Source organism: Kribbella sp. NPDC026596, from assembly GCF_040638415.1.
Taxonomy (GTDB): Bacteria; Actinomycetota; Actinomycetes; order Propionibacteriales; family Kribbellaceae; genus Kribbella.
The window spans coordinates 12,323-35,437 of sequence record NZ_JBEZYF010000016.1; the positions used below are offsets into that span (position 1 = coordinate 12,323).

Genomic DNA, 23,115 nt, shown 5'->3' on the forward strand with positions numbered 1-23,115 from the left:
AACGGCAATGTTAGCGTCGCTAGGAAACTTAGCGCTGCTAGATCACAGGAGACCCCGATGCGCCGCTTCACCACCGTCCTGACCGTCCTGCTCGGCATCTTCCCGCTCACGTTCGGCGCGCGGTTCCTGCTCGACGGGCACGGCGCCGCCGCCGGCTTCGGCATCGACCCCTGGCCGACCGGCACGGCGGCCGGCTATTTCGCGGTGAAGGGCATCCGCGACATCGCCATCGGGCTCAATCTGCTGGCCCTGTTCGCACTCGGCCAGCGCCGCGCGACCGGCGTACTGCTGGCGATCACCGCGATGATCCCGATCGCCGACATGATCATCGTGCTCACCCACGGCGGCACCGTCGCCACCGCCCTCGGCGTCCACGGCCTGACCGCGGTGATCGTCCTCTTCGACGCCTGCCTGCTCCTTCGCGAACGTCAGGTGACCGCTCAGGCGGTGGGCGTCCACTCGTAGAGGTCGATCGTGCAGTACTCACGGAACCCGAGCCCGGCGTACACCGACCGCCCGGCCGGCGACGATCCCAGTACGCCGTACTCCGCAACCCCCTCGGCTTCGCGGAGAGCGGCGTACGTGATCGCCGCACCGATCCCGCGCCGCCGGGCCTCGGGGACCGTCATCACGAAGTACACCCCGGCCACGCCGGCGCCGAGGAAGATCGTGGTCGTCGCCACCGGCGTACCGTCGAGCAGGCCCAGGTAGTGCCGCCACGGATCGCCGTACCCGAGCTTCCGGTAGACCGACGCGACCCACCGCGCTTCCTTCTCGCCCTCGCCGAACCCCTGCCCGAGCGTTCCCTCCCACGCAGCTAGCGCGTCATCGTCGGTCACCCGGGCAATCTGCAGCCCGGGTACGGCGCGTGGCGCGATCAGCTCGGGGATCCGCACAGCCATCCCGGGCTCGGGTCCACCAGATGTGAAACCGGCCGCGGTCAACTGGTCCGCCAACCCGTCCACCCGCATCGACGGACCGACGTGCCAGCTCCCCGGCACGTTGTGTTTCTTCAACGCCGCAAGGGATTCCGCCACCACGTTGTTGCCGGACGCACCAACCACGGCATTGTGATAGTCGATCGGCGACCCACCGATCGTCCACCGCGCGTGGGCATCCTCGCGCTGCTCGCCACCACCCGCGGCGCCCATCGCCATCAGCAGTTCCGCCGCGTTGTCCTCGATCGCCTGTGCGATCTCAATGTCGTCCATGGCCAGTCTTTCCGATCAGCCGGGAAGCGCGTTCCACTGTTCGAGCGTCGAGACCAGCAGTGTCGTGGTGGCCAGGGTCAGGAACTCGGAACGGGTGACGAAGCGGGCGTCCGACGCGTCGTCGCCCGCGGTGAGGGTGCCGCCGACGGCGGTCGCCTCGTAGTCGCGGATCACGTAGAGCTTGCCCTGCGGGCCTTCGCGTTCGACCTCGCCGACCAGGGCGCCGACCTCGACGGTGAGCCCGGTTTCCTCCGCGACCTCGCGCGCCACGGCCGCCGGATCGTCCTCACCCGGCTCGACCCGCCCGCCCGGGATCGACCACAGTCCCCGTCCAGGCTCGTTGGCCCGGCGGACCACGAGCAGCCGGTGCTCCTCGTCGTACACCAGGGCACCCACACAGTCGATACGCCGCGCATCCATGCACCCGAACAATAGGTGTTCTGGGGATAACTGCCAGGGGTCGAGGGTGAACGCGGATAGCATCTGCGGTGACAGAAGGCCTTCGAAGGGATCCGGACCGCTCGTGCGCATCGATCTGCACACTCACTCGAACCGCTCGGACGGCACCGACCCGGTGGACGTCCTGATCGCGCACGCCGCGCAGGCGGGTCTCGATGTGATCGCGCTCACGGATCACGACACCGCGGACGGGTGGGCCGAGGGCCGGATCGCAGCGGAGGAGACCGGGATCGGGTTCGTCCCCGGGATCGAGATCTCCTGCAAGCTCAACGGCATCAGCGTGCACCTGCTCGGCTACCTGCTGGACCCCTCCTACCCGGAGCTGGCCGAGGAGCTGCGCATCGTCCGCGACGGGCGGACCGACCGGATCCCGTCGATCGTCGCCCGGCTCAACAGCGTCGGCGTCGCCCTGACCGTCGACGAGGTGCTGGCCCAGGCCACCGGTACGCCGTCGGTCGGCCGGCCCCACGTGGCCGACGCGCTGGTCGCCAACGGTACGGTCGCCAACCGCGGCGAGGCGTTCGACCGGTTCCTGGCCGACGGCCGCGCCGGGCACGTGCCGCACTACGCGATCGAGCCGGGCCGTGCGATCGACCTGGTCCGCGAGGCCGGCGGCGTCCCGGTGATCGCCCACCCCTGGGGACGCTCCAGCTACAAGGTGATGACCAAGGACACCATCGGCCGCCTGGTCGCCGACCACGGCCTGGCCGGTATCGAGGTCGACCACCAGGACCACTCGGCCGAGTCCCGGGTGGCGTTGCGCGCGATCGCCGACGAGCTCGGCATCATCGCCACCGGCTCGAGCGATCACCACGGCGCCGGAAAGATCGACCACGACCTCGGCGTGAACTCCACCGACCCCGATCAGTTCGAGCGGCTCCTCGAGGTCGCGAAGGCGAATGCGGCCGCCGCCACCGATGTTCAGGTCCCCGAGGCCTACCTCCCGTGAACAATGTCATCAACATCGGCCTGCTCACGGAGGTCATCGTCACGCTGTTCGTGATCATGGACCCGCCGGGCACCGTGCCGGTGTTCATCTCGCTGACCGCGGGACAGTCCCGCGCGGTCCGGAAGAAGGCCGCCTGGCAGGCGGTGCTGGTCGCGTTCGGCGTGATCGTCGTGTTCGCGGCGTTCGGGCAGCAGATCCTGCACCACCTCGGCATCACGCTGCCGGCGCTGCAGTGCGCGGGCGGCCTGCTGCTCCTGCTGATCGCGCTGCAGCTGCTGACCGACACTGCGGAGGACCCGGTCCAGACCAAGAACGTGAACATCGCTTTCGTCCCGCTCGGTACGCCGTTGCTCGCCGGACCGGGCGCGATCGTGGCGACAATGGTGTTCGTGCAGCGTGCGAACGGGTCGGTGCCGGACGTGGTCGCGATCTCGGTCGGAATCATCGCGATCCACCTGATCATGTGGCTGACCCTGCGGTTCTCCGGCGTGATCATGCGGATCCTCGGGGAGAACGGCGTACTGCTGGTCACGCGGATCGCCGGTCTGCTGCTGAGCGCGATCGCCGTGCAGCTGGTCGCGGACGCGGTCTCGGACTTCATCAAGGCGGGCTGACGTGAGCGACATGCTGCCCGGGATGCCGACGCGGTTGTTCGTCGCGACGCCGACCAAGCTGCTCAACTTCGCTGACTGCAAGCGCAAGTACCGCTACACCTACCTGGAGACGCCGCGGCCGCCGAAGGGTCCGCCGTGGGCGCACAACACGGTCGGCGCCGTCGTGCACGAGGTGCTCGCCGACTTCTTCGGTCGCTGGCCGGCCTCCCGCCGCACGCCGGACGAGGTGGTGGCCAAGATGCGGTCGAGCTGGCGCAGTGAAGGCTTCCGCGACGAGCAGCAGTCGCTGGACTGGCGCGACCGGTCGACCGACATGGTGCTGGGCTACCTGCGCGATTCCGACCCGTACTACGAACCCCGCGGAGTCGAGCGTACGGTCGCCTTCACCACCGAGCGGGCTTCGCTGCGTGGGCGGGTCGACCGGATCGACGAACGACCGGCCCGCGACGGGAGCGGCGGGACCGAGCTGGTGATCGTCGACTACAAGACCGGCCGGCGCCCGTTGACCTCCACCGACGCGCGGTCGTCGCTCGCGATGGCGCTGTACGTGCTGGGTGCCCGGCGCGTCCTGCACAAGCCGTCCACCCGGGTCGAGCTGCACCACCTGCCGACCAACACCGTCGCCGCGGCCGACCACGACGACGCGTCCCTGGCCCGGCACCAGCGCCGCGCCGAGGCGATGGCCGACGATGCGGCCGCGGCCGAGAAGCGGTGGTACGAAGGTCTGACCCCCGCCGAGGCCGACGAAGCCTTCCCGCCGGAGCCGTCCGCACTGTGCGGTTGGTGCGACTTCGCCCGCATCTGCCCCCAAGGCCGCCGCGAGTCCCCACCCCGAGACCCCTGGGCCGCCCTCGACGACGACGCCCCCGTACCGATGGAAGACGCCGGCTGAGCGCTCGTACCAGCGCCGTGTGCGTGCGATGTCAGCGGCGAACCGGAGAGTGTAGGCAACCAGAGAGGGGTTGCCTGATGAGTGCGAAGACTGTGAACAAATTGACGGTGCCGGGGGCCACGCTGCACTACGAGGTGACCGGATCGGGTCCGATGCTGCTGCTGATCCCGGGCGGCGGAACGGATGCGGCGGTGTTCGACGGGATCGTCGGGCAGCTCGCCGCCGAGTACACAGTCGTGGCGTACGACCCGCGCGGCAACTCCAGGAGCCGGTACGACGGTGAGCCGTCGGATGAGTGTGTCGACCAGTCGGCCGAGGACGCGCTGGCGTTGATCGACAAGGTGGCCGGTGACCAGCCGGCGTACGTGCTCGGCAGCAGTTCCGGAGCGATCACCGGGCTCGAGCTGATCTCCCGGCACCCGGATCGGGTCCGGATGCTGGTCGCGCACGAGCCGCCGTGCACCGAGATCCTGCCGGACGCCACCGACGCGCGGGCGTTCTTCGAGGATGTGTACGACACCTACAAGTCCGAGGGGCTCGCCGCGGCCGAGGTGCTGTTCCTGGTGGGTACCGGGATGGACGACGACGCGATGCCGCCGATGGAGGACCTGCTGCCGGAGTACCGCGAGCTTGCCGAGCGGATGCAGACCAACGCGGCGAACTTCTACGAGCACAAGCTCCTTCCGTTCACCCGGTACGAGCCTGATCTGCAGGCGCTGAAGACCGTGGCGGACCGGATCGTCCCCGCAGCCGGGCTCGAGTCGATCGACCACCTTCCCGGGCGGCCGATCCAGCTCATCGCCGAGCACCTCGGTTGGCCGGTCGTCACTTTCCCCGGCGGTCACGGCGGGTACGCCAGTCACCCAGTGCCTTTCGCCACGCATCTGGCTGCCCTGCTGAAGGCCGACACGCTCTGATGTCCACGGTTCACCGGTCCGGGCGCGGGTCTGAGGGGTCCCGCGCCCGGGCCGGTTATATGGGTTGACGCCTGGTCGCAGAGCGGCGTACCGTCCGATCCCTGCCTTGACAAACCGGCGTGGATCACCCATGCCTTCACAGTGGTGTCCGAACCCCCCCGGGTCCTCTAGATTCGGGGTAGTTCTGCGTGCCGCTGGGGATCCGGACACCACTCTCGAGTAGGAGAGGAGGTTGCCGTGGGCGTCTACTGGGCGATCGCCGTACGGTCGTTCCGGCGCTTCTCGACGTACCGGATCGCCACCGCGTCCGGCGCGTTCACCAACACCGTGTTCGGGTTCATCCTGTGCGCTATCTACCTGACCTTGTGGCGCGAACGGCCCGGGCTCGGCGGGTACGACGAAGCCGACGCGCTGACGTTCGTCTGGTTGCAGCAGGGGTTGCTGCTGCCGGTCGGGATCTTCGGCGCGACCACCACCACCGAGCTGGGCGCGCGGGTCCGCAGCGGTGAGATCGCGGTGGATCTGTACCGGCCGACGCATCTGCTGCTGTGGTGGCTGTCGGTCGATCTGGGCCGGGCGATGTTCCAGCTCCTGGTCCGCGGCAGTGCGCCGCTGCTCGTCGGTGCGCTGGTGTTCGACCTGAAGTTCCCTTCCGGTGCGACCGCCTGGCTCGCGGTCGCGGCCGGCCTGCTACTGGCGATCCTCGTGAGCTTCGGGATCCGCTATCTGGTCGCGCTGTCCGGCTTCTGGATCACCGACTCGCGCGGGATGGAGCAGCTCGCGTTCCTGCTGTCGGCGTTCTTCTCCGGCCTGATCCTGCCGCTGGTCGTGTTCCCGGGCTGGATCGGTGAGTTCGCCCGCGCGACGCCGTGGGCGGCGACCATGCAGGTGCCGATCGACATCTGGCTCGGCCGGAACCCGGGAGGGACCGGTGCGGCGCTGATGTTCCAGCTGGGCTGGATCCTGGTGCTGTTCCTGGCCGGGCAGCTCGTCACGTCGCTGGCGACCCGGAAGGTGGTGATCCAGGGTGGTTGAGCGACTCGTCCGGGCGCCCGGGCAGTACTGGATGCTGACCGTGATGTGGATCCGGTCCGCGCTGGCCTACCCGGCGTCGTTCGTCCTGATGCTGTGCAGCTCGATGCTGATCACGGTGATGGACTTCGTGGCCGTCGTCATCATGTTCAGTCACATCTCGTCGTTCGGCGGGTTCACCCTGGGGGAGATGGCGTTGCTCTACGCAACGGCCTCGATGACGCTCGGGATCGCCGACCTGTTCACCGGATCGATCGAGCGGGTCGGCGAGCGGATCCGCACCGGCGCGTTCGACGCGTACATGATCCGGCCGGTGCCGACGTTCCTGCAGGCCGCCGCGGACGGGTTCGCGCTGCGCCGGCTGGGCCGTCCGTTGCAGGCCGGTGTCGTCCTGGTGTTCGCCTGCCGGCACATCGACGTCGACTGGACTGTTGCCAAGGGCATCACGTTGGTGGTGTCGATGGTCGCCGGGTCGGTGATCTTCGGGGCGATCTTCGTCCTCGGTGCCTCGTTCCAGTTCATCGCGGTCGACTCGGCCGAGCTGGCCAACTCCTTCACGTACGGCGGTCAGACGATGACCCAGTACCCGTTGACGATCTTCGGCAAGGAGATCGTCCGGGCGGTCACGTTCGTCGTACCACTTGCCTTCGTCAACTACTACCCGGTGCTGTTCGTGCTGGGTAAGCCGGCCCCGCTGGGCCTGCCGTCCTGGATCGGCCTGCTGTCCCCGCTGGTCGCCGTCGCGATGGTCGCGCTGGCGTCGCTGGCGTGGCGGGGTGGTCTCCGTCGATACCGCAGTACAGGGAGCTGAACATGCCAGTGATCGAGTTGTCGGACGTGTCCCGGGCGTTCACCGTGACGTCGCGGACCGGGCTTCGCCGTACCAAGCGGGAGGTCCGTGCGGTCGACGGTCTGTCGTTCAGTGTCGAGCCGGGGGAGGTGATGGGCTACATCGGCCCGAACGGCGCCGGCAAGTCGACGACGATCAAGATGCTGACCGGCATCCTGGTCCCGTCGGGCGGGTCGATCCGGGTGGCCGGGGTGGATCCGTCGCGGCATCGATTGAAGCTCGCCAAGCGCATCGGCGTCGTCTTCGGCCAGCGCACCACGCTGTGGTGGGACCTGCCGTTGAAGGACTCGTTCGCCGTACTGCAGAAGATGTACGACGTCCCGATCGCACGGCACCGGGAGAACCTCGCGACCTTCGTCGAACTGCTGGACCTAGGCGATCTGCTGGACGTGCCCGTCCGTCAACTCTCCCTGGGTCAGCGCATGCGTGGCGACATCGCGGCCGCCTTGCTGCACGATCCGGAGATCGTCTACCTCGACGAGCCCACGATCGGACTCGACGTGATCAGCAAGGCCCGGCTCCGCGAATTCCTGGCCGAGGTCAACGCGGAACGCCGTACGACGGTCATCCTCACCACCCATGACCTCGACGACATCGAGGCCCTGTGTACTCGTGTCATGGTCATCGACCACGGTCACCAGATCTTCGACGGCACCCTGGACGGCCTGAAAGCCAGCCAGAACGCACCCCGCACCCTGGTCGTCGACCTGGCCACCTCACTCCCACCCATCACCGTCGAAGGCGCCACCGTCATCAAAGTCGACGGCCCCCGCCAGCACCTCACCTTCCCACCCACCACCAGCGCAGCCCCCCTCCTCTCCCAAATAGCCGCCAACTACCCCCTGATCGACCTCTCCGTAGCCGAACCCACCATCGAATCAGTAATAACCCAGCTCTACGCCCCCACCCACTAGCCCGGCGCACATCCGAACCTTGCTGGTCTCGGACTTGGATGTGTGGATAACTCGGGGGGTTACGGAATGGGGTGGGTGGTGACTTGGGGGTGGTGGGGTCGTTGGAATTCGGGTAGGGACCCAACCGGAAGTGGGATTCGGGGGTAGACAGGGTATGCCGACGATGACGGGTGAGCCTGTGGTGGTGGGTCCGCCGGCCGACGGCGCCGGGTTCGTCGAGTGGGTGCGACCGCACCTGGCGGCGATGGCTCGGCTGGCGGCGCGGCTCGCCGTGGGCGCGGACCGGGACGACATCGTGCAGGAGGCGCTCGCGCGGGCGTGGTCGAAGCGGGGGCAGTACGACGCCACCCGCGGGACCGCGTCGGCCTGGTTGCTCGCGATCACCGCGGACCAGGCCCGGAAGGCGGCCCGGCGGCTGCGGCCGGCCGGTGAGCTGGACGACCACCACGGCCCGGTGTCACGGCCGGACCTGGACGCCCGGATGGACGTCGAGGACGCGCTCACCTCCTTGTCGGCACGACAGCGTCTCGCCGTGGACTGCTACTACTTCGCCGACCTGTCGATCGCCGACACGGCCGCGGTGATGGGCTGCTCCGAAGGCACCGTCAAGTCCACCCTGTCCGACGCGCGGGCCCGCCTGCGCACCCTGCTGGAGGTCAGCGAATGAACCCGACCGACGAGGTCGACGACCTGCTGACGCGGTCCGGCGCGCGCTGGCGCGCGGACCAGCCGTCACCCCCCGAGCCCGACCTGGAGCAGCTCCTCGGCGGCCGCCGTCCGCGCCGCTGGGTCCCGGCCCTGGCGGCCGCGTCCGTCGCGGTGATCGCCGCCGCCGCGCTCACCGTCCTGCCCGACGGTGACGGCAAACCCACCGGCGGCAGCTCCCAATCATTTGCTCAAGGCAACCAAGCGCCGTACGACGAGCTCCTGGTTCGGGACGGCGACCAGGTCCGGGTGAGTGGTCAGGTGATCGCCGCGCCCGGCCAGGATCCGCTGTTCTGCGCACCGGTGCCGAGGCTCACCGACCCCGGCTGGGCGAAGGGCGCCGAGTCCGCTCCGACCTGCCCGGCGCAGTATGCCGTGACGTTGAAGAACCTCGACCTGGCCAAGCTCGTCCAGGTCACGAAGACCAAGGGCGTCACGTCCGGGTACGCCGTGCTGACCGGGATCTGGAGCGGCCGGACGATCGACGTCCGGGAGCAGACTAGGCCGGAGGTGCGTTCGACGACCTTGGAGCAGACCATCCCGCCGGACCTGGTGCCGTGCCCGGCGCCCGCCGGCGGGTGGAAGCCGGGGCAGATCAATGTCGACAAGGCCGCGGTCGTCAAGTTCCTCGAAGGACGCCAGGACCAGGCCACGGACCCGCGCGTGCTGTACCCGAACGGTCACGCGCCCGGCGCGCCCGAGGTGTACACGATCGGCCTCGCCCACGGCGATGTCGCCGCTTTCCGGACCGCGTTCGAGAAGGTGTACGAGGGCAATCTGTGTGTCCACCAGGTCAAGTTCAGCGAGACCGAGCTCACGCAGCTCGGGACGGCAGTCAGCGACCTGATCCCGAAGGGACTCGGGGTGTACGCGGCCGGCGGCGCATCCGAGGAGGACAAGGTCAACGTCTCGGCTCTGGTGTACGACGAGGCGCTGAGGACAGCACTGACGCCGATCGGCCTGGACGACCTCAACCTCGAAGTCGCCGTCAAACCGGTTCGCTGAGGCTCAGTCCGTAGCGAACCCGTCCCGATCGTGGAAGAAGTCGACCAGGAGGCGGGCGGTGGCCGCGGGCTGCTCGATGGCCGGTGAGTGGCCGGCGTCGGGGACGACCTGCGGCTCCACGCCCAGTGTCTCCGCCATCGCGCGCTGCACCGTGATCGGCCAGCCGTCGTCGGCGGCGCCGTACAGGACCTGGGTGCGGACGCCGGTCTTGGCGAGCCGGTCGGTCTTGTCCTCGGCGTCGATCAGGCGCCGGGTGATCTCCGCGAGGCTGACCGGGCCGTTGCTGGTGAAGCGCGTCCGGAGGAACGCCGCGATGTCTTCCGGCGGAGCGACGTACCCGGGGTTCTTGGTGTCGTGCTGCAGCTTGAGGTCGTAGACCTGCTCGATCGGCAGGTTGTCCAGCCCGAACGCGAGCATCTGCAGGCCCTGCAGCGTCTCCTGGTCGGTGAAGGCGGACGGACCCGAGCAGAGCAGCGTGATCGTCGAGAACACCGACGGATCGGTCAGCACCGCCTCCCGGGCGACCAGTCCGCCGAACGAGTGCCCGACCAGTTGGCTGTAGCCGCCGAGTGCCTTGCTCATCGCCACCACATCAGCGCCGAGCTCGGTCAGTGTGTACGCCGAGGGCTCGGCCGGCCCGGCGGTTTCGTACTGACCGCGCTGGTCCACCGCCACTGTGCGCCAGCCGTAGCGACACAGGTGGTCCACCAGCGGAGTGAAGTCCTCTTTGCTGCCGGTCCACCCCGGTACGAGCAGGACCGTGCCGAGCGGCGTACCGATCTGCGGCACGGCCATCAGCGTGGCGAACGAGCCACGGTCGGTCTCGAGGGTCGCGGCATGAACCCCATCGGGCAGCGTCAGCGTGCGCGGCGTACTCACAAGTAAAGAGGGTAACCGCTCAGCCCGCCCGGACCAGCTTGGCGGTGGCGACGGCAAGGATCGCGATCATGACCGCGCTGACGACCGCCGCCAGCTGTATGCCGTTGGTGTAGGCGGCACGTGCGGTCTCCAGCAGTTGCTGCGCGACGGGACCGGGCAGGTGCTCCGCAGCGGACACCGCGCTGCCCAGAGTGTCACGGACGGAGTCGGGTGCGCCCGCTGGGACTGTCACACCGGCCCGGTAGACCGCCGTGACGAGACTGCCTGCGATGGCGATCCCGAGTGCTATTCCGAGCTCGGTGCCCGTCTCACCCATGCCGGATGCCACTCCGGCGCGCTCAGGCGGTGCACTGCTGACGACGAGGTCGTAGGTGAGCGCCAGTACGACCTGAACGCCCATACTGGTGATGGCCAGGCCGACGACGACAGGCCACCGTCCGGACAGCGCCATCAGAGCCAGACCTGGTACGGCGGCCGCGAAGCCAACGGTCATCGCAGTACCGGGTTGGAGCACGCGGACCACCCACGGCGCACCGAGTGTGCCCATGATTCCCATGACCATCGTCGGAAGCATCCACAGCCCGGCTTCGAGCGGTGTCATGCCGAGCACCAGCTGGAAGTACTGCACGGTCAGGAACTGCATCGCCGCCAGCACGTACAACCCGAACGTCTGAGCGCCGAGCGAGGCGCTGAACGCGGCCCGGCGGAACAGCCGCAGATCCATCAACGGGTCCCGCAGCCGAAGCTGACGACGAGCGAACACCACACCCAGCGCGACCCCGACGGCCGCGATCGCGAGCGTGCTCACCTGGAGTCCGCTCTTGGCGGTCTCCTTGACGGAATAGACCACCGACACGATCGCGGCGACGGACAGGACGACGCTGAGCAGGTCGATCCGGCCGGCGTGCGGATTCCGGAACTCCGGCAGCAGCAGCGGACCGGCGACGAGCAACACGATCAGTGGCGGTACGCCGATCAGGAACACCGAGCCCCACCAGAAATGCTCGAGCAGGACGCCACCGATGAGCGGGCCCGCCATGCCGCCGACCATGAAGTTGGTCATCCAGATCGCGATCGCCAGCCGGCGCTGACCGGGATCGCGGAACATGTTGCTGAGCAGCGACAGCGTGGACGGCATCAGCGTGGCACCCGCGAGACCGAGCAGGGCGCGGGCGGCGATCAGCTGCCCGGCGCTCGTAGCGAACGCGGCCAGCACCGACGCGGCCAAGAAGCCGGCGGCGCCGATCAACAGCAACCGGCGACGGCCGATCCGGTCCCCGATCGTGCCCATCGTGACGAGCAGTCCGGCCACGACGAAGCCGTACACGTCGATGATCCAGAGCAGCTGCGAGGAGCTGGGGTTCAGATCGGCGCTGAGCACCGGCGCCGCCACATGCAGGGCGGTACCATCGAGCCCGATCAGGATCGTTGGCAAGGCCAGCACGCCGAGGCCTAGCCACTCACGACGCCCGGCCCTGGCAGCCGGCTGGTCGTCGCAGTCGGGGGCGGGCGGGTCCGGGCAGATCGTCGTTCCGGTCATGTCCAGCATGCTGGGAGTTCAAGAGTGCTTTAAGTCAACCCGTCAGCCTCAGCCGGTCGCCGGGGCCGGATGTTCCGCCGTGCGGCACAATGGCGGCGTGCCTCGCACTCTCGCGGTCGCGAACCAGAAAGGCGGCGTGGCCAAGACGACCACCGTCGCGACACTCGGCGCTGCCCTGACCGAGCTCGGGCAACGGGTTCTGGTGGTCGATCTCGACCCGCAGGCGTGCCTGACGTTCTCGGTCGGCATCGACCCCGAGGACCTCGACAAGTCGATCCATCACGTGCTGCTCGACGGCGTGCCGGCCTGGGACGTGCTGATCGAGTTCGACGACGCACCAGACCTGGTGCCGGCGACGATCGAGCTGGCCACCGCGGAGGTGCAGCTGGCCCGGGAGAGCGGCCCGGAGCAGGTCTTGCGGACCGCGTTACGTCCGCTGCGCTCGTCGTACGACTGGATCATCGTGGACTGCCCGCCGACGCTGGGGCTGCTGACGGTGAACGGGCTGTCCGCGGCGTCCGACGTACTGATTCCCTTGCAGTGCGAGACGTTGGCACATCGTGGCGTAGGGCAACTACTTGACACCATTCACGACGTGCAGGTGCTGACCAACCCGAGTCTGCGGGTGCTCGGCGTGCTGCCGACGCTGTACGACGGACGCACGAACCATGCGCGCGCGGTGCTGGAGACGATCGCGGACACGTACTCGCTCGATGTTCTGCAGCCGCCGATCCCGAAGTCGATCCGGTTCGCGGAGGCGCCGGCGGTCGGCGAGACCATTCTCAGCACGGCGCCGGCCTCGCCCGGTGCGAAGGCCTACCGGGCGTTGGCCGGCGCGCTGCTCTGACCTACTGAGCGCCGTCCGGAGCCGGCGGGATGGCGGCCGGCTGACGGCGGAGGCGATGCCGGAAGCGCCACAGCGGTACGCCGATCAGCGCGAGCAGCACCAGGAACGGGAGGAGCGCTCCGAACGCGGTCGCCAACGCGGAGAACGTGGCGGTGAACGCGTTCCAGCCGCCCTTCAGCCCGGCGAGGAACCCGCGGTCCGGGTCCTCGGCCGCCGCCGGCGGCTGGCCCTTCTGGGTCACCGTCAGCGTGAGGGTGGCGAGATCGGTCTGCAGTGCGAGGTTCTTCTGCTTGGCCAGCAGGGATTCGAGGTCCGCCTCACGCCGGGTGAGCTCGCTCTCGACCGAGACGATCTCCCCGACGGTGTTGGCCTTCGCCATCAGCGCGCGCATCCGGTCCAGGCTGGCGCGCTGGGACTCGATCCGGCTCGCCACGTCGACCACCTGCTCGGTGACGTCGCTGGACTCCTGGTGGATCTGCAGCCGCTTGCCGAGGTCGGACAGCCGCTGGATCGCCGTGTCGTAGGACTTGGTCGGCACCTTGAGAACGAGATTCGCCTGGGTGATCGTGCCGTCGGCGTTGCTGCCGGTGTCCTCGGACGCGACCTGACCGTCCAGGCCGGCGACCGCGGTGATCGCCTTCTGCCGGGTGGTGGCGACGTCCTCGGACTCGATCGTGAGCGAACCGGTCTTGATGATCGCGCGCGTGATAGACGGCTGCGCTTGTGGCTGCCCGGGGGCTTGCGGTGCCGCGTTGCCGGCCTTGCCGTCGGACGCCGTACCGGAGGCGGCGTCCTGCTTCTGCACCGGCGCCGCCTCGCTCGTGCCGGCGCTGTCGTTGCCACTGGCCCCACACCCCGCCAGCAGCGCCAGCCCCAGCGCCGCCATCACCACACCGTTGATCGGCCTCATCACCCATGCCCCTCTCTTGTGGTTTCCGTCCTAGGACGGTCCCCGAGGGGCAGGGTGTTGCAGGCTCAGATCACCGTTTGGAAACACTCACTCCGGAGCGGTGAACAGCGGCATCGTCGGCGTGGTCCCCGGCTCCGCCGTCGCGGCGTTGTCGGTGGCCGGCGACTCGGCCGCCTTCCGGGTACGTGTCCGCGCCCGCTTGACCGGTGCCTCGGTCGGCTCCACAACCGGCGCGTCCTCAGCCTTGGCCTCCGTCTTGACTTCAGCCTTGGCCTCCGCCTTTGCCTCGGTCGGCTCCGCGACCTTGCGGGTGCGCTTGCGCGGCTTCCGCTCGGGGGCCGGCGCCTCGGCGGCCTCGGTGGAGGACTCCTCGGTCGGCGGCACCTGGGTCTTGGTGGTGACGTCGGACTCGGACTTCTCGTCGACCGTCTGGCCGGACCGGGTGCGCTTGCGGGTCCGGTTCCGCTTCCGGGCCGGTCGGTCGCCGTCCTCGGTGCGTCCCTCGCCCCGGCGACGGTCGCGGGCCGGCTTGTCCTCGCCGGAGTCAGCGCCGGACTCGCGCGGCTCGCGGACCGGCTTGATCCGGCCCTTCGCGTCGGTCGGGATGCCGAGGTCGTGGTACAGCTCCGGCGAGGTGGAGTAGATCTCCTGCGGCTCGTCGTACGGCAGGTCGAGCGCCTTGTTGATCGTCTTCCACCGGGTCACGTCCGGCCAGTCGACGAACGTCACCGCGATCCCGCTCGCACCGGCCCGGCCGGTCCGGCCGATCCGGTGGATGTAGGCCTTCTCGTCCTCGGGGCAGGTGTTGTTGATGACGTGCGTGACGCCCTCGACGTCGATCCCGCGGGCCGCGACGTCGGTGCAGATCAGGACGTCGATCTTGTCGCCGCGGAACCGGGTCAGCGCGCGCTCGCGGGCCTGCTGGTTCAGGTCGCCGTGGATCGCGGCGGCCTTGAACCCGCGGTCCTGTAGGTCGTCGGTGAGCCGGGAGGCCTCGCGCTTGGTCCGGCAGAAGATCATCACCCGGCCGCGGTCGTCGGCCTGGAGGATCCGCGCGACCACCTCGGGCTTGTCCAGATCGTGCGCCCGGTAGACGAACTGTGCCGTGGTCGGCACCATCTGGGTGTCCTCGTGCGACTCCGCCCGGATGTTCAGCGGATGCCGCATGTGGGTGCGGGCCAGCGCGATCACGGCCGACGGCATCGTTGCCGAGAACAACATCGTCTGGCGGAGCTCGGGCGTCTTGCGCAGAATGCGTTCCACGTCGGGCAGGAACCCGAGGTCGAGCATCTCGTCGGCCTCGTCGAGCACCAGCACCTTGATGTGGCCGAGGTCGAGGACGCCCCGGTTCGCCAGGTCCAGCAGGCGTCCTGGCGTACCGACGACGACGTCGACGCCCTTCTTCAGTGCGTCCAGCTGCGGCTCGTACGCGACGCCGCCGTAGATGGTGAGGACGCGCACGGTGCGGACGGTGGACGCGGTCTCCAGGTCCTTGGCGACCTGGATGGTGAGCTCGCGGGTCGGGGTGACGACCAGCGCCTGCGGCTTGCCGGGGGCGGCAAGCTCTTCGTAATCGGCCTCGCCGGGGGAGATGGTGCGCTGCAGCAACGGGATGCCGAAGCCGAGCGTCTTGCCGGTGCCGGTGCGGGCCTGACCGATCAGGTCGGTGCCCATCAACGCGACGGGGAGCGTCATCTCCTGGATCGGGAACGGCTCGATGATGTTGACGCGCTCGAGCGCGTCGCAGATCTCGGGTAGGACCCCGAGCTCTCGGAAGGTGGTCAGGCTGATCGCCTCTCACATGCTTGGTGCGGACAGGTGTGCTCAGTGGCCGGGCGCCTGGGGCTTTTCAGCCCCGATCGTGAGGCGCGGGGACACTGTGCAAGCACCTCGCACCAGCTTGCCCATCTGGGCGCGTCACCGGCGAATCGCTCACCAGTGTAACCGCAACAGTCGTCAAGCCCGCTTCGTGTGGTTTGCGCCACTCGCACTCCGGGCCGGATAGGGTGCCGGGCATGGAGCAGACGGCCTTTGATGATCCCGCCTACCGGGCCGCGGCGGTGGATCTGCTGGGAGTGCTCGCGTACGGCGAGCTGACAGCGTTCGAGCGGATGGCCGAGGATGCCAAACTGGCGCCGACGCTGAACGACAAGGCGGAGCTCGCCGCGCTGGCGACGACCGAGTTCGGCCACTTCCAGCAACTGCGGGACCGCCTGGTCGCGCTCGGGGTGGACCCGATGGCGGCGATGACGCCGTTCGTCACCCCGCTGGAGGCGTTCCACGACCACACCGCGCCGTCGGACTGGCTCGAGGGCCTCGTCAAGGCGTACGTCGGGGACGGTCTGGCGAACGACTTCTACCGTGAGATCGCGTCGTTCGTGGACGCGGATACCCGGGCCCTGGTGCTCGAGGTGTTCGCGGACTCCGGGCAGGCGTCGTTCGTGGTCGACCGGGTCCGGTCGGCGATCGAAGAGGACCCGAAGCTGGGTGGGCGGCTGGCGCTGTGGGGACGCCGCCTGGTGGGCGAGGCGCTCAGCCAGGCGCAGCGGATCGCGGCGGACCGGGACTCACTCGCCGCGCTGCTGGCCGGCAGTGTCGACCGGCCCGGGCTGGACCTGGCCGCGATCGGCCGCATGTTCACCCGTTTGACCGAGGCCCACACCGCCCGCATGACCGCCCTCGGCCTCCAGGCCTGACCGCCGTCTGACCGCTGAAAGCAGAGCGGCCGCCTGCCCCGGGTCGGGGTGGCGGCCGCTGAGGTGAGGTAGTCAGGCTGAGGTTTTTGATCTGCTCTGGTAGCCGGCGATGACGGCGACGACGATCACGGCGCAGATGATCTGGATCAGGTACTGCGTCCAGTCCAGGCCGGGGGTGTCCTTGACTCCGAAGGCTTTCGCGATCAGACCACCGATGAATGCGCCGATGCCGCCTCCGAGGATGGTCCAGCCGAGGCTGATGTTCTGCTTGCCGGGGAGCACCAGCCGGGCCAGCGGCCCGAAGATGATGCCCGCGATGAGGCTGACGATGAGCATCCAGACCCAGTACACGGTTCCTCCTTTGAGGGATGGCCGATCTGCGCTCCGGTCGGTTGCCCCGTAGCAACCAGACCACCGCAACGCAGGTCTTATGGCCATCGTGCCCCTTCGGTGGCACTCCGCAACCAAGACACGCGCGACCGTGTCCGGACCGGGATCAGATCGCGCCGAATCCGACCTTGCGGATCGACACCTCACCGATCTCGACGTACGCGAGCCGGTCGGCCGGGATGATCACCCGGCGGCCCTTGTCGTCGGTCAGCTGCAACAGACCGGACTTGCCGCTGAGCGCGTCGGCGACGGCCTGCTGCACCTCGTCCGGGCTCTGCTCGCTCTCCAGCACCAATTCACGATTGGCGTGCTGCACGCCGATCTTGACCTCCACGAAACCCTCCGGGCACGTTCCGACCGGCGGCTCTCGCCGGTGACGCTTCGAGCCTATCCGTTGCCGGCCGTCAGCCCTCACCCGTCCGCCGAGAGCAGAACCCCCGTACGACGGACGCGCAGCCGCCGTACGGGCTCAGCCGTCGGTGCGGGGGAAGCCGCGGATGCCGCGCCAGGCCAGTGAGGCGACCAGGTCGGCGGCCTGCTGCTGGGCCAGCGTCGGGTCGTCGGAGGCCAGCCAGTAGCGGGCGCTGACCTGGGCCATCCCGACCAGGCTGACGGCCAGCACCATCGACTGCTCGCGGCTCAGGCCGGCGTCGGCGCTGATCACCTCCGAGACCGCCTCGGCGCACGCGTGGGTGACCCGGTCGACCCGTTCCCGGACGGCCGGCTCGTTGGTCAGATCCGACTCGAACACCAGCCGGAAGGCGCCCTGAGCGTTCGCCACGTAGTCGTAGAACGCGTGCATGGTCGCCGCGACCCGGAGCTTGTTGTCCTCGGTCGACTTCAGCGCGTCCCGGACCGAGGCGATGATCGCGTCGCAGGAGGTGTCCAGCAGCGCCAGGTACAGCTCGAGCTTGCCGGGGAAGTGCTGGTACAGGACCGGCTTCGAGACGCCGGCGCGGTCGGCGATATCGTCCATCGCGGCGGCGTGATAACCGTTGGCGACAAAAACCTCCTGGGCCGCCTCGAGCAGTTGCGCGCGGCGGGCCAGCCGCGGCAGGCGGCTGCCGCGCTTGGGCGCGGTCTCGGGTGTCGTCGACACGTCGGCTCCTTCGGTGGTTCGGCACCGGCGGCTCGGGCTCGACCGCCGGGTCGTTCCACGAATCCTACCCAGCAGTCCTCCCGGCCAGTAGCTTCCCCGCCGAACGGCGTTCCAACGTGAGAGCGTTTACCGGTAGTCGTCCTCGCCGGAGTCGCCGATCTCGCGGCGCTGCTCCTCCACATCGGCTGGGTCGGCCTCCAGCAGTACGCCGGAGTCCTCGGGCCGGTCGTCCACCACGGTCGAGCTCTGGCGCTGGTCCAGGACGTCGGCCTCAGGGGCGTCGTCCGGAACGCTGCCGGCGGCAGGGCCCTCGTAGTCGGTCTCACTGGTCATGCGACTCGCTCTCCTTTCGGACTGCGATCTGAATGACACCTACGACGGTAGCGGCTGCGGGTCGTCGTACAGCCCCTCCAGCACATCGCCGTACTCCTCGATCCGGGCCAGAACGTCGTGCGGGAGGAACCTGAGGTCCTCGGGCGTGGTGGCCGACGCCACCTCGTCCCAGTCGATCGGGGTGGACACCCGCGGCTCGTCCGATCCACGGAGCGAGTACGGCGCCAGTGTGGTCTTCGCGCTGGCGTTCTGACTCCAGTCGATGAAGACCTTGTTGGGCCGGAGTGCCTTGGTCATGTTCGCCGTGACGTTCTCCGGCAGGGCCTCGGCGAGCTGCTCCGCCAGTTGTTTCGCGAAGGCGCTCGTACGGCGGGACGACGCGGGCTCGATCGGCACGTACAGGTGCATGCCCTTGTTCCCGGACGTTTTCGGCCAGCCCTCCAGTCCGTAGTGGCCGAGCAGTTCCCGCAGGGCCAGTGCGACGTCACAGCACTCCACGATGGTCGCGCCCGGCCCGGGGTCGAGGTCGAACACGATCAGGTCGGCCTGTGGGTCCTTGCCGTTGTCCGACAGCCCGATCCGCCACTGCGGCACGTGCAACTCGAGTGCGGCCAGGTTGGCCAGCCACACCACGGTCTGGATGTCGTCGGCGACCACGAAGTCGGCCTCGTCCCGGCCGGTGGAGCTGCCGGGCGTGGGGAGTGTCACGATCCGCACCCAGGCCGGCGTACCGCGCGGTGCGTTCTTCTCGAAGAAGTACGCCGCCTCCGTGCCGTCCGGCCAGCGCTTACGGGTCAGCGGGCGGTCGGACAGGTGGGGAAGCAGCAGCTCCGCGACCTGGTGGTAGTAGTCGATCACTTCGGCTTTCGTGAAGCCGGTCTGTGGGTACAGCACCTTGCCGAGGTTGGTGAGCTTCATCGTCTGCCCGTCGACCTCGGTCGTCAGCTGCTGCGGCGCGCCTGCCATGTGTTCCAGTGTCCAGCTTCAGAGCGACCTAACATGGGTTTCGTGGAGAGTTACGCGGCAGTAACCGGGGATGGGGTGCCGTTGGGGGCACAGGAATGGCCGGCACGGCGAGTGCCGGTCGGTGGCGTGGATCTGCTGGTCAGAGATGCGCCTGGGGCGGCGACCGACCTGCCGCCGGCGTTGTTCGTGCACGGCCTCGGCGGGTCCTCACTGAACTGGACCGCCCTCGGGCTCCTGCTCAACGACACAGTCCGGGGCATGGCGCCCGACCTGCCCGGGTTCGGCCGTACGCCGCTGTCCGGGCCGGCGGGTATCAGTGAGCAGGCCGCCGTACTGATCCAGTTGCTGGAGCAAGAGGTCAAGCGGCCGGTGCACCTGTTCGGCAACTCGATGGGTGGGGCGTCCGCGGTCGCACTGGCCGCCCAGCGTCCGGATCTGGTGACGTCGCTGACACTGATCTCTCCCGCCCTGCCGCATCCGCGGGTGTCCGCCAGTGCGTTGTGGTTCGCCGCCCTCGCGACGCCCCGGTTGGGTTCCGTTGTGCTGGAGCGGAGCCGGCGTTTGCCGTTCGACCGGCGGTTCCAGGCGTCGCTGGCAATGGTGTTCGGCGACCCGCGGTCGCTCCCGCCTGAGGTGCGAGCGGCGTACGAGGCCGAGCTGCGGCGGCGGGACACCGATCCGTGGGTCGGACAGGCGACCCTGGACGGAGCGCGGAGCGTCCTGCGGTCGTCGCTCGCGCCGCCGCGGCGATCGTTGTGGGCGGACGCGGCGAAGGTGGAGTGTCCGGTGCTGCTGATCTACGGCGGCAAGGACCGGCTGGTCGACGCCCGGATCCGGACGAAGGCGCAGCGCACCTTCCCGAACGCGCGGTTGCTCTACCTGCCGCAGTCCGGCCATGTCGCACAGATGGAACACCCCGAACAGGTCGAACGCGCGTTCCGTCAGCTGATCTCCTGAGCTTGATCGAGTCGAATCCGACGCCGAACTGAGACACGACTGAGCGACCGATCGGATCAACTTTCCTCTCGCCCGAGAAGTCATGACGAACGACCTGTTCGTCACGAACGAGAGGACCACTGTGCGAGTGATCGACAGAGCCGTACGCAGCCTGTCGCTGGGGATGGTCGCACTGCTGGGTGTGGGTACGTTGACTGCAACCGCCGCTCCGCCCGCCCCGCCGCCATCTGTTGCTACAGGCAACAATTGGAGTATTGAACCGGTAGCCGGTGGCTACCGATTGACCCTGCACCTCGATACGCCGGCGCCGATGCGCGCGTCGCTGCCGCTGCTCGCGGCCGACGGCGTACCGCTGGGCGTCGCCAAGCAGTCGCCGGACCGGCGGACGCTCACCCTGACCAGTACCAACCGGGCCGTCCTGACGGCTCGCGACGTACGGCTGATCTGGTCCGGCGACCTCGGCAAGGACGCCGGGCGGAACCGGGGCCAGGCGACCGGGCCGACCGACGCCGACTGGCTGGCGGCGCGGCGCGGGCAGGTGCTGCCTTCGGATCCCGGTGCGCTGGGCAAATACAAGGTCGAGACGTCGGAGTACAACCTCGGTGACGAGGCCGTCTACCTGCCGGGTCTCGGGCAACGGTCGGAGCTCCGCGGCAAGGTGTACACGCCGAAGGGCGCGATCGGCCGGCGGCCGCTGGTGATCTTCCTGCACGGCCGGCACGAGTTCTGCTACGGCCAGGACCCGGGCGAGGTCGACAAGCCCTGGCCGTGCCCGCAGGGGATGAAGCCGGTGCCGAGCTTCCGTGGGTACGACGATCCCGCGACCGCGCTGGCGAGCAACGGGTACCAGGTCGTGTCGATCAGTGCCAACGCGGTCAACGCGTACGACGGCGGTGTCTACGACTCGGGTGCACAGGCGCGGGCCGAGCTGATCCTCGACCATCTGGCGCTGTGGAAGAGATGGTCGACGATCGGCGGCGGGCCGTTCGGGCGTGCGTTTGTCGGCAAGATCGACCTGCGGAACATCGGTCTGATGGGGCACTCGCGTGGTGGCGAGGGTGTCGCGCGGGCGGCGGTGCTGAACGCGGACCGCGGCGGCCAATACGGTATCCGCGCCGTTCTGCCACTGGCACCGACCGACTTCGCGCGGGCCACCGTTCCCGGTGTTGCGATGAGCGTGCTACTGCCGTACTGCGACGGTGACGTCTCGGACCTGCAGGGCCAGAAGTTCTACGACGACACCCGATACTCCGTCACCGGAGACGCCGCGCCGCGGTCGACGATCACCGTGCTCGGTACCAACCACAACTTCTTCAACACCGAGTGGACGCCCGGGCAGTCCGAGGCACCGTCCAACGACGACTGGTTCGGTGACGAGAAGGAGTCGCCGTGCGGTGCGAAGTACGCGGGCCGGTTGACGGCGAAGGAGCAGCAGGCCGTCGGTACGGCGTACATCGCCGCGTTCTTCCGGTTGCAGTTGGGGCATGAGACGAAGTTCCTGCCGCTGCTGGACGGGTCCGACTCACGGGCGGCATCTGCCGGGCGGGCCGTCGTACGGGTGGTGTCGCAGGCGCCGGTGCGGTCGCGGCGGGATGTGAATCACCTGGACCAGCCGCTGCCGGCCGGATCGGTCACCGGGAAGGTGACCGCCGGGGTGTGTGCGGGTGTGAGTCAGCCATCTGGTCGCGCGGCCGTTGTACAGACCTGCATGACGTCTGACGACTGGGCTAACGCGCCGCACTGGGGTACAGCGTGGTACGCCGCGAAGACGCCGACCACTGCGGTCACCAAGCTGACCTGGAGCGGGACCAACGGGGTCGTGCGGGTCAACGTGCCGGCCCGGCAACGCGACGTACGGCGGTTTGCCGCACTGTCGTTCCGTGCGGCTCCGGACCCGGTTGGATCGCCGAAGACCGATCTGAGCGTTCGCGTGGTCGATGGACACGGACGGGCGGCCGTCGTACCGGTGTCCGCGGTCAGCGACGCGCTGGTGCGGATGCCGGGGAACAGCGAGAGCGGGTTGCCGAAGAACCTGCTGCGGACCGTTCGGATCCCGTTGACGTCGCTCAAGGGCGTGGACCTGCGTGACGTGCGTGCGGTCGAGTTGCGGACCGACAAGGTGGCGCGTGGGTCGGCGTACGTGAGTGATCTGGCGTTCTCGTCGCCTGGGCTCGGCTTCTCGGCGCCGGCGGCGTTGCTGCCGAAGCTGTCCGCGTCGAACGTGACGGTTCGCGAAGGGGACTCGGGGACTCGTTCGATGGACTTCTGGGTGACCATGTCGCGGCCGAGCATCCGTCCGGTCAGCGTGTACGTCGAGTCGAACGGTGAGCTCGGTGAATCCGTCGGCGAGGTGGCGCGGAAGCTGGTCTTCAAGCCGGGGCAGGTGCGGCAGAAGGTGAGTGTGCCGGTCACCGGGAACACTCGGGACAGCTATGACCTGCCGTTCAACCTGGTCCTGTCGGCGCCTCGTGAAGGGCTGCTGGATGCGTCGTTCGGGCACGGGCTCGTGGTCGATGACGATCCGGCGCCGACGCTCACGGTCGGGAACCTCAAGACGGTGGAGAAGGCCGGGCTGGTGAACATCCCGGTCACGCTGTCTGCGCCGAGCGACAAGTACGTCACGTTCTCCGGGGTCTTGAAGGACGGCACCGCGGTGATCCGGAAGGACTACACCGGACCGGACGACGACGGCTCGGGGCCGGTGGATCGGGCTGTCAACGGGTTCGTCGAGCCGGGCAAGACCAGTGGGGAACTCACGGTCAAGATCCTCGATGACAAGGTCAAGGAGCCGGCGGAGACGTTCTCGGCGGTGATCCAGGCGGTCGACGGGGCGGAAGTGAAGCTCCCGGTCACCGCGACGGTCACCATCACCGCCAACGACTGAAAGCCGGGCGCCCTGGGGCGCCCGGCACGCAGGTCCGCCAGTCCACCGTGAGACGGGGGGACCGGG

General features: G+C 68.9%; 25 protein-coding genes. 14 read left to right on the top strand and 11 right to left on the bottom strand.

Features of this window, described 5'->3' with window-relative positions:
• The first annotated feature begins 57 nt into the window (after nt 1-57).
• A complete protein-coding gene (locus AB0E63_RS15560; RefSeq protein WP_360365844.1) occupies nt 58-465 on the top strand; it encodes a DUF4267 domain-containing protein in 408 nt (135 codons plus the stop codon).
• Here the strand turns inward: AB0E63_RS15560 and AB0E63_RS15565 are convergent.
• Both AB0E63_RS15565 and AB0E63_RS15570 read right to left on the bottom strand, forming a co-directional pair.
• On the bottom strand, nt 441-1,211 hold the full coding sequence (locus tag AB0E63_RS15565; protein WP_360365846.1) for a GNAT family N-acetyltransferase: 771 nt from the start codon (nt 1,209-1,211) through the stop codon (nt 441-443). The two genes, AB0E63_RS15560 and AB0E63_RS15565, sit on opposite strands and share 25 nt — an antisense overlap.
• 15 nt (nt 1,212-1,226) lie before the next feature.
• Nucleotides 1,227-1,631: an NUDIX domain-containing protein gene (locus tag AB0E63_RS15570; RefSeq protein ID WP_360365848.1), complete on the bottom strand. Its 405-nt coding sequence runs from the start codon at nt 1,629-1,631 to the stop codon at nt 1,227-1,229.
• A 103-nt stretch (nt 1,632-1,734) separates the two neighbouring features.
• On the opposite strand from AB0E63_RS15570, the gene AB0E63_RS15575 reads away from it, so the two are divergent.
• The 9 genes from AB0E63_RS15575 (at nt 1,735) to AB0E63_RS15615 (ending at nt 9,548) form a co-directional block, all read left to right on the top strand.
• Nucleotides 1,735-2,619: a PHP domain-containing protein gene (locus tag AB0E63_RS15575; protein WP_360365850.1), complete on the top strand. Its 885-nt coding sequence runs from the start codon at nt 1,735-1,737 to the stop codon at nt 2,617-2,619.
• Nucleotides 2,616-3,233 (top strand): MarC family protein, encoded by a 618-nt coding sequence (locus AB0E63_RS15580; protein ID WP_360365852.1) that lies wholly within the window; start codon nt 2,616-2,618, stop codon nt 3,231-3,233. The genes AB0E63_RS15575 and AB0E63_RS15580 overlap by 4 nt, the downstream gene beginning before the upstream one ends.
• 10 nt (nt 3,234-3,243) lie before the next feature.
• Entirely contained in the window at nt 3,244-4,125 is an 882-nt protein-coding gene (locus tag AB0E63_RS15585) for a PD-(D/E)XK nuclease family protein (protein WP_360366090.1), read from the top strand.
• Nucleotides 4,126-4,202: 77 nt separating this feature from the next.
• Nucleotides 4,203-5,042, top strand: coding sequence for an alpha/beta fold hydrolase (locus AB0E63_RS15590; RefSeq protein ID WP_360365853.1), 840 nt, complete (start codon nt 4,203-4,205; stop codon nt 5,040-5,042).
• 237 nt (nt 5,043-5,279) lie between these two features.
• Nucleotides 5,280-6,077 carry an ABC-2 family transporter protein gene (locus tag AB0E63_RS15595; RefSeq protein WP_360365855.1) on the top strand — a complete coding sequence of 266 codons (798 nt, stop codon included), beginning with the start codon at nt 5,280-5,282 and terminating at the stop codon, nt 6,075-6,077.
• Complete coding sequence (locus AB0E63_RS15600; protein WP_360365857.1) at nt 6,070-6,885, top strand: ABC transporter permease; 816 nt, start codon at nt 6,070-6,072, stop codon at nt 6,883-6,885. The genes AB0E63_RS15595 and AB0E63_RS15600 overlap by 8 nt, the downstream gene beginning before the upstream one ends.
• Before the next feature lie 2 nt (nt 6,886-6,887).
• Nucleotides 6,888-7,838: an ATP-binding cassette domain-containing protein gene (locus AB0E63_RS15605; protein ID WP_360365859.1), complete on the top strand. Its 951-nt coding sequence runs from the start codon at nt 6,888-6,890 to the stop codon at nt 7,836-7,838.
• 163 nt (nt 7,839-8,001) lie between these two features.
• Nucleotides 8,002-8,505, top strand: coding sequence for an RNA polymerase sigma factor (locus AB0E63_RS15610; RefSeq protein ID WP_360365861.1), 504 nt, complete (start codon nt 8,002-8,004; stop codon nt 8,503-8,505).
• The gene (locus tag AB0E63_RS15615) at nt 8,502-9,548 is read left to right on the top strand and encodes a hypothetical protein (protein WP_360365863.1); all 1,047 of its coding nucleotides are present in this window, start codon (nt 8,502-8,504) and stop codon (nt 9,546-9,548) included. Before AB0E63_RS15610 ends, AB0E63_RS15615 begins: the two co-directional genes overlap by 4 nt.
• A gap of 3 nt (nt 9,549-9,551) precedes the next feature.
• Here AB0E63_RS15615 and AB0E63_RS15620 read toward each other — a convergent pair whose 3' ends face one another.
• A complete protein-coding gene (locus AB0E63_RS15620; RefSeq protein WP_360365864.1) occupies nt 9,552-10,427 on the bottom strand; it encodes an alpha/beta hydrolase in 876 nt (291 codons plus the stop codon).
• Between the two features lie 19 nt (nt 10,428-10,446).
• Nucleotides 10,447-11,967, bottom strand: a complete 1,521-nt coding sequence (locus AB0E63_RS15625) for an MFS transporter (protein ID WP_360365866.1) — start codon at nt 11,965-11,967, stop codon at nt 10,447-10,449.
• A gap of 97 nt (nt 11,968-12,064) precedes the next feature.
• Here AB0E63_RS15625 and AB0E63_RS15630 point away from each other — a divergent pair, with 97 nt between their 5' ends.
• A complete protein-coding gene (locus AB0E63_RS15630; RefSeq protein WP_360365868.1) occupies nt 12,065-12,814 on the top strand; it encodes a ParA family protein in 750 nt (249 codons plus the stop codon).
• 1 nt (nt 12,815) lies between these two features.
• On the opposite strand, the gene AB0E63_RS15635 is transcribed toward AB0E63_RS15630, so the two are convergent.
• Together AB0E63_RS15635 and AB0E63_RS15640 are read right to left on the bottom strand one after the other, a co-directional pair.
• A complete protein-coding gene (locus AB0E63_RS15635; RefSeq protein WP_360365870.1) occupies nt 12,816-13,724 on the bottom strand; it encodes a DUF4349 domain-containing protein in 909 nt (302 codons plus the stop codon).
• 87 nt (nt 13,725-13,811) lie between these two features.
• Nucleotides 13,812-15,419, bottom strand: coding sequence for a DEAD/DEAH box helicase (locus AB0E63_RS15640; RefSeq protein ID WP_360365872.1), 1,608 nt, complete (start codon nt 15,417-15,419; stop codon nt 13,812-13,814).
• A 320-nt stretch (nt 15,420-15,739) separates the two neighbouring features.
• On the opposite strand from AB0E63_RS15640, the gene AB0E63_RS15645 reads away from it, so the two are divergent.
• Nucleotides 15,740-16,420 (top strand): ferritin-like fold-containing protein, encoded by a 681-nt coding sequence (locus tag AB0E63_RS15645; protein ID WP_360365874.1) that lies wholly within the window; start codon nt 15,740-15,742, stop codon nt 16,418-16,420.
• Nucleotides 16,421-16,492: 72 nt separating this feature from the next.
• Here AB0E63_RS15645 and AB0E63_RS15650 read toward each other — a convergent pair whose 3' ends face one another.
• From AB0E63_RS15650 to ligD, 5 genes are all read right to left on the bottom strand, one after another.
• On the bottom strand, nt 16,493-16,771 hold the full coding sequence (locus AB0E63_RS15650) for a GlsB/YeaQ/YmgE family stress response membrane protein (RefSeq protein ID WP_360365876.1): 279 nt from the start codon (nt 16,769-16,771) through the stop codon (nt 16,493-16,495).
• A gap of 145 nt (nt 16,772-16,916) precedes the next feature.
• Nucleotides 16,917-17,144 carry a DUF3107 domain-containing protein gene (locus tag AB0E63_RS15655; RefSeq protein WP_360365878.1) on the bottom strand — a complete coding sequence of 76 codons (228 nt, stop codon included), beginning with the start codon at nt 17,142-17,144 and terminating at the stop codon, nt 16,917-16,919.
• A 135-nt stretch (nt 17,145-17,279) separates the two neighbouring features.
• Nucleotides 17,280-17,909 (bottom strand): TetR/AcrR family transcriptional regulator, encoded by a 630-nt coding sequence (locus AB0E63_RS15660; RefSeq protein WP_360365880.1) that lies wholly within the window; start codon nt 17,907-17,909, stop codon nt 17,280-17,282.
• Between the two features lie 126 nt (nt 17,910-18,035).
• On the bottom strand, nt 18,036-18,242 hold the full coding sequence (locus tag AB0E63_RS15665; protein WP_360365882.1) for a hypothetical protein: 207 nt from the start codon (nt 18,240-18,242) through the stop codon (nt 18,036-18,038).
• A 39-nt stretch (nt 18,243-18,281) separates the two neighbouring features.
• Nucleotides 18,282-19,208 carry a non-homologous end-joining DNA ligase gene (gene ligD / locus AB0E63_RS15670; protein ID WP_360365884.1) on the bottom strand — a complete coding sequence of 309 codons (927 nt, stop codon included), beginning with the start codon at nt 19,206-19,208 and terminating at the stop codon, nt 18,282-18,284.
• Between the two features lie 42 nt (nt 19,209-19,250).
• Here ligD and AB0E63_RS15675 point away from each other — a divergent pair, with 42 nt between their 5' ends.
• Nucleotides 19,251-20,165 carry an alpha/beta hydrolase gene (locus tag AB0E63_RS15675; RefSeq protein ID WP_360365886.1) on the top strand — a complete coding sequence of 305 codons (915 nt, stop codon included), beginning with the start codon at nt 19,251-19,253 and terminating at the stop codon, nt 20,163-20,165.
• A gap of 82 nt (nt 20,166-20,247) precedes the next feature.
• Nucleotides 20,248-23,049, top strand: a complete 2,802-nt coding sequence (locus AB0E63_RS15680) for a Calx-beta domain-containing protein (protein ID WP_360365888.1) — start codon at nt 20,248-20,250, stop codon at nt 23,047-23,049.
• Nucleotides 23,050-23,115 lie beyond the last annotated feature (66 nt).

Bases quoted from the DNA above. Each gene is read 5' to 3' on its own strand.
- AB0E63_RS15635 (WP_360365870.1), bottom strand. From the start codon at position 13,724: ATGAGGCCGATCAACGGTGTGGTGATGGCGGCGCTGGGGCTGGCGCTG.
- AB0E63_RS15680 (WP_360365888.1), top strand. From the start codon at position 20,248: ATGACGAACGACCTGTTCGTCACGAACGAGAGGACCACTGTGCGAGTG.
- ligD (WP_360365884.1), bottom strand. From the start codon at position 19,208: ATGGCAGGCGCGCCGCAGCAGCTGACGACCGAGGTCGACGGGCAGACG.
- AB0E63_RS15640 (WP_360365872.1), bottom strand. From the start codon at position 15,419: ATGACGCTCCCCGTCGCGTTGATGGGCACCGACCTGATCGGTCAGGCC.
- AB0E63_RS15615 (WP_360365863.1), top strand. From the start codon at position 8,502: ATGAACCCGACCGACGAGGTCGACGACCTGCTGACGCGGTCCGGCGCG.
- AB0E63_RS15605 (WP_360365859.1), top strand. From the start codon at position 6,888: ATGCCAGTGATCGAGTTGTCGGACGTGTCCCGGGCGTTCACCGTGACG.
- AB0E63_RS15585 (WP_360366090.1), top strand. From the start codon at position 3,244: ATGCTGCCCGGGATGCCGACGCGGTTGTTCGTCGCGACGCCGACCAAG.
- AB0E63_RS15625 (WP_360365866.1), bottom strand. From the start codon at position 11,967: ATGACCGGAACGACGATCTGCCCGGACCCGCCCGCCCCCGACTGCGAC.
- AB0E63_RS15665 (WP_360365882.1), bottom strand. From the start codon at position 18,242: ATGACCAGTGAGACCGACTACGAGGGCCCTGCCGCCGGCAGCGTTCCG.
- AB0E63_RS15590 (WP_360365853.1), top strand. From the start codon at position 4,203: ATGAGTGCGAAGACTGTGAACAAATTGACGGTGCCGGGGGCCACGCTG.
- AB0E63_RS15565 (WP_360365846.1), bottom strand. From the start codon at position 1,211: ATGGACGACATTGAGATCGCACAGGCGATCGAGGACAACGCGGCGGAA.
- AB0E63_RS15570 (WP_360365848.1), bottom strand. From the start codon at position 1,631: ATGGATGCGCGGCGTATCGACTGTGTGGGTGCCCTGGTGTACGACGAG.
- AB0E63_RS15645 (WP_360365874.1), top strand. From the start codon at position 15,740: ATGGAGCAGACGGCCTTTGATGATCCCGCCTACCGGGCCGCGGCGGTG.
- AB0E63_RS15610 (WP_360365861.1), top strand. From the start codon at position 8,002: ATGACGGGTGAGCCTGTGGTGGTGGGTCCGCCGGCCGACGGCGCCGGG.
- AB0E63_RS15560 (WP_360365844.1), top strand. From the start codon at position 58: ATGCGCCGCTTCACCACCGTCCTGACCGTCCTGCTCGGCATCTTCCCG.